The following is a 10,609-nucleotide window of genomic DNA, read 5'->3' as shown; positions in this document are numbered from 1 at the left end:
GTCGGTTATCCGCGTGGTCCGCACATCGCCATTGTCGCTGGTCGGGTCGGTTGTCGCCACCGTCATGCCGCCAGCTTTCAGCGCAGCGAGCACGTCCTCTCGCGTCATCCTCCGGTCGGCAGCGATGTTGTCGATGCTTTTGCCCTCCGTGATGTCCTTGACGATGCCGCTGGCCGTGGCTTGCGGGTTCTGACCGGTGGCCCCGTCCAGCATCACCAGCCGCGTGCCGTTCGTGGCGCTAAATGTGGTCGGCATCGTGAAAAGCGCCGGCGTCGTCGTACCATTGCCGGACGGACTGCCGGTGGTGCCGTTGACGCGCGGCGCGACAGGCGTCGTAGTCGGCGGGGTCTGCAGAGAACTCAGCTCGGATTTGACTTGCGAAAGCCTTTGACGGGCCTGCGCCGCCCAGTCTCGCTCGCCCATCTTGTTGGCAAGCCTGATCTGCTCCTGCAGCCTGGCCGCCTCATTTTGAAGCCTCGATGTCCGATCGGCATTCGTTTTCGACGTGACTTTCTGGGGCGGATTTGGCGGATTTGAAGGCTTCAGGGTAATCGGGCGGACCATCGAACAATCTCCGGAAACACTTCAAATCCTGTTCCAGCAATCAGTTGCCGTCATGCCCCCGCGCCCGACAAGTCCGTCGGACGGCTATCGAGACGACTTCCAAAAAACATCAAGCGCCTCGAGTTCGCGCTCGACATCCTTCGCATTCTGATCGGTACTTGCGCCGGACTTGGCCGCGATCAGCGCGGCCAGTATTTCCGCCGCAGCCAGGGCCGGTGCCATGCTTCTAAAAAAGGATTGCGAACCGCTGGTCACCAGCACGCTTTCGTTGGCCATACGAGCCAGCGGCGAAACGCTGCTGTCGGTAATGGCGACGACCGCTACGCCCTGCCTGGTGGCTTGCCGCGCCGTCTCGATGGTCATACGGCAATAGGGCGCCACGCTCACGGCAAGCACAGCGTCGGCCGGACCGGCTCCACGCAGGAGATCGATGCCAAGCCCTCCGGCTGCATCGAGCAGCACCGCCCGCTTGCCGAGTTGCGACATCGTGTAGGAGAAATGGTGCGCAACAGAATGCTCCGAACGGAAGCCCAGACTGAAAAGGCTGCGGCAGCCGGCAAGAACCTCGGCTGCGGCGATCAGCTGCATGGCGGTGCCGTATTCGCCAAGGCTTGCGATTTGTGCTGCGAGCGTGTCGGCAACGACGCCGGCTACAGCATGGCCGCCATCGCCGTTCGCCCTGCGATCGAAGCCAATTGATCCGCCAGCGGAAAAGCCCGGCGCACGCATTGCCTTCGCGTAGAGGCTGCGCATGTCTTCGTAACGGTCGAGGCCAAGCCACCGCGCCAGTCTCATCATCGTCGTGTGCGAAACGCCGGCCTGATGCGCCTGTTCGCGCATCGACATCAGCGCGACATCCTGCGGATGATCCAGCACAAACCGGGCAGCTATCTGCAGCTGCGGCGGCATTGCCTCAAATCGTTCCACCAACTGTTCCGTCAAAGGACCTTTTTCCATAACCATTACCCCATTCACCCCTCATGGAGATTACTCTTGGATCGCAATAAACGCAACATATGGAACTTCCATCCCAATTGCATTCCAAATGGACTTCCATTTCGGTTCGCGCTGACATAGATTGTGGTGGTGAAGCACCTTGAGTGCCTCCGGCATTTTTTGGGTCTTCGAAGTTCAACCAGATGAAGGACGAGCGAGATGGGAGACGTACCAGGTATCAACAACAACACTCAGCTGACACCGGAGCAGCTGCTCGAGAAGCAAAAAGCTCACGATATCAGAATGCTTGGCCTGAAGTTCGAATCGGCAATGCAGGAATCCAAGCAGGCAGCGATGAACCGCATGGCGGAAGGAATCGCCCGAGCGAGTTCGTAATAGCGTTGTTCATGTGCGCCGCCTGAACCTGGGCGGCGCACATGCTTTGTCCGGCATTGAGAAACTTTTGCACACCAGCCCGGTGTCAAATGGGTGGATGGAAGGGCAATCGGCATGACCGCAAAATCGACTCTCGGACGGTGGAACGCCGCATTGCCACAGCTTTTTGCTGGACGCACGGACAGGCAGCCGGCAACGCGACCAGCCATCCTGGAGATCGTCGGTGGACTGCATAGCGGTGCCAAGGTGGAATTGGAGGAAGTCCTTTACACGATCGGCTCCAGTGTCGGGTCCGGCATAGTTCTGAGAGATTCGGGGATCGCAGCCGAACATGCCCGCCTTCGCCGAAAGGCCGGCCATGTCGAGGTCGAAGCTGTCGGAGGAGATGTCGTCCTGGCAAACGGCGATCTCGTGCCCATGGGACATGGCCGCCGCTGCAAATTGCCTTTCGAAGCATCGTTTGGGGAAGCCCGACTGAAGCTCACCGGCCCCACGCAAGCCGAAGGACCGTCACGGTTATCGAGGCGGTCCTGGCTGGTCGCCGCGAGTTTGCTCGCGGTCGCATTCACCGGCGTGGTGGCGGCCAACAGTCTGTCCGTGGCCGGCTCCGAAATAGCCGGTTCGGATGCAGGATTGACGAAAGTGGCGTTCGCCGACGGCATACGGCAACATACGCTCACCGACGCCTCGCATGCCGATAACGGGCCGACGCCGCCGGCAACCGCCGATGCCGGCAGGCAACTCGAACGTCAATTGGAACAGGCCGGCATCGATGGGATCGCCATCGAACAGTCCGCCGGTCGCCTGACTGTTTCAGGCACCATTCCCGCCCCGCAGCTCCAGGCCTGGACCGACGTCCAATCGTGGTTCGACCGGACCTATGGAGAGCATCTGCTGCTTGCCTCGGACGTGACCACCGGCAACGCCGACGCGCGCGCGCCGCGTCTGACCATGCAAGCGATCTGGTACGGCGAGCGGCCCTATATCATCACGACAGAAGGCGCGCGCTACCATGAAGGCGCCTTTACCGATGACGGCTGGACCATCGAAAGCATCGGCGAAAAACAACTTCTGCTGACCAAGGGTGGCGCCAAGGTCGCGCTGAAATATCAGTGAACCGTCGCCTGGAAGGGCCGCGCCTCGATTCGGCCAGACTGGATACATCTGGGCGCGGAGCGCAGCATGCCGAAAGCCTTCGCAGCCAGCCTATCAATCGGCGGCGACTGAATGGCATCGGCAAAACCACCAGCCAGACCAATCAAGCGGGTGCAGCCAAACAGTCCGACCGACCGGAGGCAGCCGATTTTCAGACGTCTCAGGATGCTGCGGGCACATCTCTGGAAGATGCCCTCATCGATTTTGTCATGCCGCGCATTTCTGACCCGGTGATCCTGCGACGGTCGGTTTCGATCCTCCAAGATTGCATTACCCACCTGGTGCCCAATCTCGATGGAGGCGAACAGCTCAAGGATCTGGCGCGAACGCTGATGCGGGACGAGATCGGCCGCCATCGGGATCTGCTTGGCCAGTTGCAGGGAGGAAACGAGACCTGACCGACCCGCACGACACGGTCCAGCTCTTGCACGTCTTGGGCTATCTCTACGGGTGTCATGGGCAGGTGAAACGGGGGGCAGCCTATCTTCTCATCGCCGCCCAGCTCTCCCCTGGAAACCCCGGAGTCCTGCGCACGCTCGCTCACCTGCTCATACTCGACGGCGAAGCAGACAAGGCGCTCGCCACGATCGCTAGATTGGAGACTTTGGAAGGCATGGAACATCCCACGCTTGCTTTGCTGAAGAGCCGCGCGCTGCTGGCAGCGGGCCGCAAGGCGGAAGCACGCGCCATGTTCCGGACGTATCTTTCGCGGCGGGGGGACGACTAGCCGTGTTGGATCGGATGACGCAAGTACTTGCCAGGCTGTCGCGGCGAGGCGATCTCGTCATCGCCATCCTGATACTCGTCGCGATTGTCATGATGATCATACCGCTACCGACCTTCGTGGTCGATACGCTGATCACGGCCAACATCGCGCTCAGCGTACTGATCCTCCTGGTTTCGTTCTATGTCGTGCAGCCACTGGAATTTTCCTCGCTGCCCTCCGTCATTCTGATAGCAACCCTGTTCCGGCTGGCTATCACCATCACGACGACGCGCCTGATCCTGCTTCAGGCCGATGCGGGCGACATCATCACAGCCTTCGGAACCTTCGTCGTCGGCGGCAGCATAGCGGTCGGCCTGGTGATATTCCTCATCATCACCGTGGCCCAGTTCATCGTCGTGGCAAAAGGCGCCGAGCGCGTCGCCGAGGTTGCGGCGCGGTTCATGCTCGACTCCATGCCCGGTAAACAGATGAGCATCGACGCGGAACTGCGCAACGGCGACATCGACCAGGCCGAAGCCCGCCGGCTGCGCCAGAAGCTCGAGCGCGAGAGCCAGCTGTTCGGTGCCATGGACGGCGCCATGAAATTCGTCAAGGGCGACGTCATCGCCGGCATCGTCATCATCCTGGTCAATCTTATCGGCGGTTTTGCGGTCGGCACGCTCCAGCATGGCATGTCGCTCGGCGACGCTGCATCCGCCTATTCACTGCTGACCGTTGGCGATGGCCTGGTTGCCCAGATCCCGGCACTGCTCGTGGCAGTGGCGGCCGGCACAATGGTCACGCGTGTCGCCGGAGCCGACAACCAGGGCGACCTTGGTCGCCAGATCACCGGCCAGTTGCTGCGCGACTCGCGCGCACTCGCACTCGCCGCCGTGATCATGCTCGGGCTCGCCCTGGTGCCCGGCTTTCCGTCATTCGCCTTCCTGGCGCTCAGCGCGGCTTTCGGTGGTGGCGCATATCTCATTCGCCGGCAAAGCCCGAAACCCGATGCCCTGGAAGCAAGCTTGCCGATTGCGGCCCCGCAAGAGCACATGCTTTCCGATGCGAGTGCCGGCGGCGACATCGAGACGTTGCAATCGTCATTCCGGATCATTGCGCGTCTTGGCCATGGTCTCGGCAGCGCGATCACCGAACCCGACTTCAGCGCGCATGCAAATCGCGTTCGTCGCGATCTCTTTCGGGATCTCGGCGTCGATGTGCCGGCAATTGGCTTTCATATCGACGAAACCCTGGCGCCGCAGCGCCTCCGCATCGACCTGGAAGGCGCCCCCGTCCTGGAGGCCGAGATTCCTGCCGGCTGCGTACTGGTCGAGGAGGACGAGGCGCATCTTGATCTTATCGGCGTCGCCTATGAGGCAGGTCCGCCGGTGGCCGGTCGCCCCAACACGATCTGGGTCGACGAGGCGAAGATAGCGATCTTGAAGGAAGGCGGTCTCAGCTTCCTGCTGCCGGCTGAAACGTCTGCCAAATGGACGTCGTATGCACTTCGGCTCTATGCCGGTCATTTCGTCGGCATACAGGAAACGCGTCGGCTGCTTTCCGACATGGAACAGGACTATGCGGATCTAGTGAAGGAAGCGCAAGACGCGGTGTCGTTGCAGAAGATCGCAGAAGTCTTGCGGCGACTGGTCGCAGAAAATGTCCCGATCCGTAACTTGAGGCTCATCCTGGAAGCGCTCATCGAATGGGGCCGGCGCGAGCAGGATGTCGTGCTGCTGACCGAACATGTGCGCTCAGCGCTAAAGCGGCAGATCAGTTTTCGTTCAGCCGACCGCAACAACATTATCGCAGCTTACGTGCTGCAGCGGTCGGCCGAGGACGTCGTGAGAGCGGCGGTTCAGTCATCGCCCACGGGCACTTTCCTCGATCTTTCCGGCGACGATACGCAAGCGCTGGTAGCGCAGATCGAGCGTGCGCTCGCGCAGGCGTCGGCCGGGGCCCTGCCCGCGGTGCTGACCACCGCGGACGTGCGCCGCCACATGCGCAGCCTGCTCGTGCATCACGGCCTGGAGCTTCCAGTGCTTTCCTATCAGGAGCTCTCGTCCGAGTTCAACGTACAGCCACTCGCCACCATAACCGGCGGGTCACTTCAAAACGGCCGGCAGACCTCACACTCACTCCCAGCAGGGAGAGCAGAGAACGGGGCGATCCCATGACCGAGCCAGAGGGCGATGCATGCTCAAGAGGGGGACAGAATGAGAATCCACGATATGGCTGCGGGTATTCGGCCGGCTTTTGGTCCGATTGAATGCCGATTGCTGGCTATCGCGGCGTTTTGGTATTTCGCAGCGCTTTTTTGTATGGTGACGGGGGGAGCGGCGCAGGAGGTGACGCCGTTGCCGAGCCGGCCGATGATCGACCTGCCCGTCGGTCAGGGCCGCATCCTGCGTTTTAACGAACCGGTCGAATCGGTTTTGATCGCCGACACCACCATTGCGGATCTGCAGGTGGTTTCGGCCGACGTGGTCTATGTATTCGGCCTGAAGCCCGGGCTTACCAATCTGATCGCGATCACCGCCGATCAGCGCATCGAAGCGACCGCGCAATTCCGCGTTTCCGCCGACTCGGCACCGGCGAACGAAGCGAAACAGGCAGTGCAGCCAACCTCCTCGACGGAGCTCATGATCTTCGGCAATCGTATTGTGGCGACCGGGCAGACGCGCAGCGTCGAGGAAGCCGTCGATGTTGACAACGTTGCCCGCACCTATTCTCCGCCGGAGGCGCCGCCGATCAACGACACCACGATCCAGGGGTCCCAACAGGTCAACATCCGCGTCCGGTTCGCGGAAGTCTCGCGCAGCGAGTTGCAGTCCTACGGCGTCGACTGGTCGGTCGGTTACAAGTCCAGCGGCTTCGAGTTCAGCATGTTCCAAAACAACGCCGTGCCGTCAGCCGACGGTGGAAACTTCGGGGCAGGCATAGAGCAGGCAACTGGCTTCAACTTTGATGTGCTGATCGAAGCTCTGCAACGCAACGGTATCGTCAAGATACTAGCCGAGCCGAACTTGACTGCCGTCACAGGCCAGACCGCGAGCTTCCTGGCCGGCGGTGAAATCCCAGTTCCGGTGCCTCAAAGTCAGGACACCGTAACCGTCGAATACAAATCCTTCGGTGTTTCGCTGACCTTCACGCCGACGCTCATCGGCCGCAACCGCATCGGCCTTCATGTTCGTCCCGAGGTCAGTTCGATCTCGACCAATGCTGCCGCAGTCAGTGTCAACGGCTTCAACCTGCCGAGTTTCGTCGTGCGCAAGGCCGACACCATCGTGGAAGTGGCCAGTGGCCAGACATTCGCAATTGCCGGGTTGTTTCAGCAGAATTTCACCCGCAACCTGGAAAAGTTTCCCGTGCTGGGAGACGTTCCGGTGTTGGGCGCCCTGTTCCAGTCCCAGCGTTTTCAGCGGGAAGAGACCGAATTGGTCATCCTGATTACTCCTTTTCTGGTCGAGCCGGTCAGCGATCGCAGCCTGGTGACGCCGATTGATCGACCGGCCAAGCGGAGACATTCCAAGGACCCGTCCGCGATGGGCCTGATTGTGAAGTAGCGGGAGGCCGACCATGACCGACTTTTTTGTTTTCCGCACAGCAATACTCGTCTTTCCGTTCGCCGCGCTCGTGGGCTGCGTCAACGGCAAGGCACCGCCTGAGGACTATTCATCCGGCTACAGCTATGTCTCGACCAATGCGAGTTCGCAAAAGGGCACGGATGGTGCCGTGCTCGCACCCGACGCCTGTCTCGACGAACCGGCTGATCTCCCCCCCTCCCCGGCAGCGACGGACTTGACGATCGTTTCGGATGTCGGGCCGCATCTGCCGGCAGGTTGCGCCAACGCCTATAATCTTCAACGCATGGCCGAAAGCCAGCGTGACCTGGTCGAGGGGCGGCGCATGGGCTCGGCGGCCGCGGCGCCGACTGCAAGGGCGGCCCGGCGATACATTTATGGAGAAGACATCCCCGTCGGTGGCGCCAATGACGGTGGGGCGGCTGCACAAGCGCCGCTTCAGCAGGACAACTGACCGATGGGCCGGCGATGCGCAGGCGCGCCGGCTGTAGCGCCGAGATACGAGCCTGGCCGCGCCTTCGCAGAGCTAGGCCGATATCGAACCGAGTGCCTTTGCCCTCGCCTTGATGGTCGCCTTGCCCCGGATCGATTTGGCGTTGGCGAGCAATGTGTTGACTTCTTTCGTCGTCAGACCGGTGGGGGGAGCCGCTCTCACCTGCTCGGCCTGCCCGAGCAGGCCGTAGACGACCACCACATTGCGTTTGTGGTGCAGTTGCGCGCCCGGCGCCGAAGCCACATGCTGAACGAGGGGCAGCGCCGTCGCGGCATTGCCCTCCAAGGCAGCGGCAAGCGCCATATTGGTCTGGATATCGAGGTCGCCCGGCTCCAGTGTGAGGGCATGCGCCAGGGTGGCCTGCGCCTCCTCAACCTGTCCGGCGAAAATCTGGGCGACGCCCAGCCTGTTGTAGGCACGGCTGGTGTTGACGATCGGCGCGGCTTGCGCAAGGGCGCGGATGCCTGCCTCGACATCCCCCGAATCGATCATTGCCGAACCGAGCCCGAGCAATGCCGGTCCGTCGTTGGGTGCCTTGGCGAGAGCCCCGCGGTATGCCTTCTCGGCTTCGGCCGTATAGCCGGCGCGCATATAGGCCTCGCCCGCCTTGACGAAGGCGACAGGCTTCGCATCGGGCATGGTCGTCGCGCGTTGGTAAAGCGCGATCGCTGTGCCGCTTTCACCGCGCGCTTCAATATCGGCGGCCAGCTTGAGCAACCGATCGGACTGGGTCGATGCGCCCTGGGTTTCGGCATCCGTTTTGGGCTTGGCTGTCTGGCAGGAGGACAACGCCACCGTCATAACGACAGCCATGAACACGATACGCATTCGCATATCCACCTCTCCGTTCAAGCCCGCGCCGACCTTACACACGGCAGCAACTCGCACAAGAACCTCATGCGCGCTGGGATCGTGATATGAGCGAAGAAGCTGAGGAAAAAGGCTTACCCGCCTCGGACAAGAAACTGCGGGAAGCGCGGCGGAAAGGTCAGGTTCCGCAAAGCCGCGACCTCACCTCGGGCTTCACACTCTTTGCCGCCCTCGCCTACCTGTTTTTCGTCTGGCCGACGATGTGGGAATACCTGGACCAGCTTGTGCAGATCGTGGCCGGGTCGGCAAACGGCGCGTTTAAGGAAACCAGCGTGAGGGCGGCCCGCCATGCCACCGTGGCGCTGTTCGTCATCTTGGGGCCGATGGTCGGCATTATTGTCATACTCACGCTGGCGTTCGGCGTGATCGCCACCTACGGGCCGGTTTTTTCTTTCGAACCGCTCAAGCCACAATTCGACAACATCAGCCCGGCAAAGGGCCTCAAGAAAATCGCGTCATTGCGCAACGTCATTGAGTTCATCAAGAGCCTGGCAAAGGTTGTCATGCTGGCCAGCCTGTTCGTGATCGTCATCGTGGCCTGGCTGCAGCCGCTTTTCGACACTCCCGCATGTGGTGAATCCTGTCTTGAACGCATGATCATGGCGGTGCTCACCCCGCTCGGAATTGCTGGCGCCCTTGCATTTGTCGCCATCGGCATTGTCGACATGCCTATCCAGCGATGGCTTTTCCTGCGCGACATGCGCATGACCAAGACCGAATACAAGCGCGAGTACAAGGACCTTGAGGGGGATCCGCTGATCAGGCAGGAATTCCAGCGTCAGCGGCGCGAGACAGTGTCAAATCCGGTGAAGCTCGGCTTGAAGAATGCAGTCCTGGTCATCGTCGAACGCGACCGGCTGGTGGCGCTGCGCTACGTCAAGGGCGAAACACAGGTACCGGTGGTCGTTGCCAAGGGGCAAGGTCGCATCGCCGATGAGATGGTCGCCGAATCAAAGCGCCTTGCAATCCCGGTCGTCGAGGACCCCTCGCTCGCAGGCTCTCTGTTCGACAGTACGCGCACCGGCGGCTATATCGATGAGCAACTCTTCTCACCCGTGACCGGCCATCTGGTGCGGCTCGGATTGACATAATGCAAACCGATCACCCGGCAATTCAAACTTTTCAGCGGTATGATTCAGCGCCGGTGTGAGAACGTTACACCAACGTTCCGCGGACGATGCTGTTTCATTCTCCATACCCGATCATCATGGCCTTCATCGGTCGAACGGACATGGATTAGCCGCGCCGCCGAGACGGGCTGGACCTAACGCGCCAGATCGGCAGTCCTCCAGAGGCGCCGATCATCATCACGGGTCAGCGGCGCGACGAGGCGGACCTTGTCATTGCCCCGAAGCTCGGTGCCGATGACTATGTGACGAAGCCCTTCAGTCTCAGGGAGTTGCTGGCACGCGTGCGCGCAGTGTTGCGACGATCGGAGGCGGGACAACGCTTGCGCGGCAAGACAAGACACATCCGCGATCGCTTCGTCGGTTGGGAGATCGACATGCGGACAAGACGCCTGGTGTCGCCAGCTTGCAAGGCCGTACCGTTGACAGTTGGGGAGTTCAACCTGTTAACCGCGTTCCTCAGGGCTCCGCAGCAGGTGCTCAGCCGGGAACAACTGCTGGCAGCAAGCCGATTGCACGACGAAGAGGTCTTCGACCGCAGCATCGCCGTGCAAATCGTGCCGCTCCGCCGCAAGCTCTGATCCGAGCGTGCCAAAGCTCCTCACGACGGAACGGGGCGTCGGTTACACTCTCGCAGTCCCGGTGAAGACGTCTCGATATCACTGGACGAATTTGCGCTTCTTTTTGTCGCCGCTCGTCTGGTTTTGGCAGTGCGGGCGCTCCGTCTCACCAACGAAGCTCGACGCTGACGGCCACTGCCATGTCTCTGTCACCAAAC

General features: G+C 61.3%; 12 protein-coding genes and 1 pseudogene. 10 read left to right on the top strand and 3 right to left on the bottom strand.

Annotated features, from left to right (window positions below; all coding sequences use genetic code 11):
- Together E5W87_RS07740 and E5W87_RS07735 are read right to left on the bottom strand one after the other, a co-directional pair.
- Positions 1 to 564 (bottom strand): hypothetical protein (locus E5W87_RS07740; protein WP_292395550.1); only part of this gene is annotated, 564 nt, incomplete at its 3' end.
- A gap of 84 nt (positions 565 to 648) precedes the next feature.
- Positions 649 to 1,491: a MurR/RpiR family transcriptional regulator gene (locus E5W87_RS07735; protein WP_292395548.1), complete on the bottom strand. Its 843-nt coding sequence runs from the start codon at positions 1,489 to 1,491 to the stop codon at positions 649 to 651.
- 228 nt (positions 1,492 to 1,719) lie between these two features.
- Here E5W87_RS07735 and E5W87_RS07730 point away from each other — a divergent pair, with 228 nt between their 5' ends.
- From E5W87_RS07730 to E5W87_RS07700, 7 genes are all read left to right on the top strand, one after another.
- Positions 1,720 to 1,896 carry a hypothetical protein gene (locus E5W87_RS07730; protein ID WP_164897755.1) on the top strand — a complete coding sequence of 59 codons (177 nt, stop codon included), beginning with the start codon at positions 1,720 to 1,722 and terminating at the stop codon, positions 1,894 to 1,896.
- A 114-nt stretch (positions 1,897 to 2,010) separates the two neighbouring features.
- Positions 2,011 to 3,012: an EscD/YscD/HrpQ family type III secretion system periplasmic domain-containing protein gene (locus tag E5W87_RS07725; protein ID WP_292395545.1), complete on the top strand. Its 1,002-nt coding sequence runs from the start codon at positions 2,011 to 2,013 to the stop codon at positions 3,010 to 3,012.
- Entirely contained in the window at positions 3,009 to 3,449 is a 441-nt protein-coding gene (locus E5W87_RS07720) for a hypothetical protein (protein WP_292395543.1), read from the top strand. The genes E5W87_RS07725 and E5W87_RS07720 overlap by 4 nt, the downstream gene beginning before the upstream one ends.
- 35 nt (positions 3,450 to 3,484) lie before the next feature.
- Positions 3,485 to 3,778 (top strand): hypothetical protein, encoded by a 294-nt coding sequence (locus E5W87_RS07715; protein ID WP_292395541.1) that lies wholly within the window; start codon positions 3,485 to 3,487, stop codon positions 3,776 to 3,778.
- A 14-nt stretch (positions 3,779 to 3,792) separates the two neighbouring features.
- Positions 3,793 to 5,934: a type III secretion system export apparatus subunit SctV gene (gene sctV / locus E5W87_RS07710; RefSeq protein ID WP_292395539.1), complete on the top strand. Its 2,142-nt coding sequence runs from the start codon at positions 3,793 to 3,795 to the stop codon at positions 5,932 to 5,934.
- Between the two features lie 39 nt (positions 5,935 to 5,973).
- On the top strand, positions 5,974 to 7,323 hold the full coding sequence (locus E5W87_RS07705) for a type II and III secretion system protein family protein (protein WP_292395537.1): 1,350 nt from the start codon (positions 5,974 to 5,976) through the stop codon (positions 7,321 to 7,323).
- A gap of 13 nt (positions 7,324 to 7,336) precedes the next feature.
- Positions 7,337 to 7,795: a hypothetical protein gene (locus E5W87_RS07700; RefSeq protein ID WP_292395535.1), complete on the top strand. Its 459-nt coding sequence runs from the start codon at positions 7,337 to 7,339 to the stop codon at positions 7,793 to 7,795.
- Between the two features lie 72 nt (positions 7,796 to 7,867).
- On the opposite strand, the gene E5W87_RS07695 is transcribed toward E5W87_RS07700, so the two are convergent.
- A complete protein-coding gene (locus tag E5W87_RS07695; protein WP_292395533.1) occupies positions 7,868 to 8,668 on the bottom strand; it encodes a tetratricopeptide repeat protein in 801 nt (266 codons plus the stop codon).
- Between the two features lie 83 nt (positions 8,669 to 8,751).
- On the opposite strand from E5W87_RS07695, the gene E5W87_RS07690 reads away from it, so the two are divergent.
- From E5W87_RS07690 to E5W87_RS07685, 3 genes and pseudogenes are all read left to right on the top strand, one after another.
- Positions 8,752 to 9,795 (top strand): EscU/YscU/HrcU family type III secretion system export apparatus switch protein, encoded by a 1,044-nt coding sequence (locus tag E5W87_RS07690; protein WP_292395532.1) that lies wholly within the window; start codon positions 8,752 to 8,754, stop codon positions 9,793 to 9,795.
- Between the two features lie 167 nt (positions 9,796 to 9,962).
- Positions 9,963 to 10,061, top strand: a pseudogene (locus E5W87_RS36030) (hypothetical protein); the annotation flags it as partial.
- Positions 10,062 to 10,154: 93 nt separating this feature from the next.
- Positions 10,155 to 10,412, top strand: coding sequence for a winged helix-turn-helix domain-containing protein (locus tag E5W87_RS07685; protein WP_292395530.1), 258 nt, complete (start codon positions 10,155 to 10,157; stop codon positions 10,410 to 10,412).
- The last annotated feature ends 197 nt before the right edge of the window (positions 10,413 to 10,609 follow it).

Source organism: Mesorhizobium sp. (genome assembly GCF_004962925.1).
Classification (GTDB): Bacteria; Pseudomonadota; Alphaproteobacteria; order Rhizobiales; family Rhizobiaceae; genus Mesorhizobium.
The sequence above is the reverse complement of the archived record's forward strand: the minus strand, read 5'-3'. Positions and strand labels throughout refer to the sequence as shown.

Excerpts from the sequence above, each read along its gene's own strand:
- E5W87_RS07730 (WP_164897755.1), top strand. The coding sequence starts at position 1,720 with ATGGGAGACGTACCAGGTATCAACAACAACACTCAGCTGACACCGGAG.
- E5W87_RS07725 (WP_292395545.1), top strand. The coding sequence starts at position 2,011 with ATGACCGCAAAATCGACTCTCGGACGGTGGAACGCCGCATTGCCACAG.
- sctV (WP_292395539.1), top strand. The coding sequence starts at position 3,793 with ATGACGCAAGTACTTGCCAGGCTGTCGCGGCGAGGCGATCTCGTCATC.
- E5W87_RS07705 (WP_292395537.1), top strand. The coding sequence starts at position 5,974 with ATGAGAATCCACGATATGGCTGCGGGTATTCGGCCGGCTTTTGGTCCG.
- E5W87_RS07700 (WP_292395535.1), top strand. The coding sequence starts at position 7,337 with ATGACCGACTTTTTTGTTTTCCGCACAGCAATACTCGTCTTTCCGTTC.
- E5W87_RS07695 (WP_292395533.1), bottom strand. The coding sequence starts at position 8,668 with ATGCGAATGCGTATCGTGTTCATGGCTGTCGTTATGACGGTGGCGTTG.
- E5W87_RS07690 (WP_292395532.1), top strand. The coding sequence starts at position 8,752 with ATGAGCGAAGAAGCTGAGGAAAAAGGCTTACCCGCCTCGGACAAGAAA.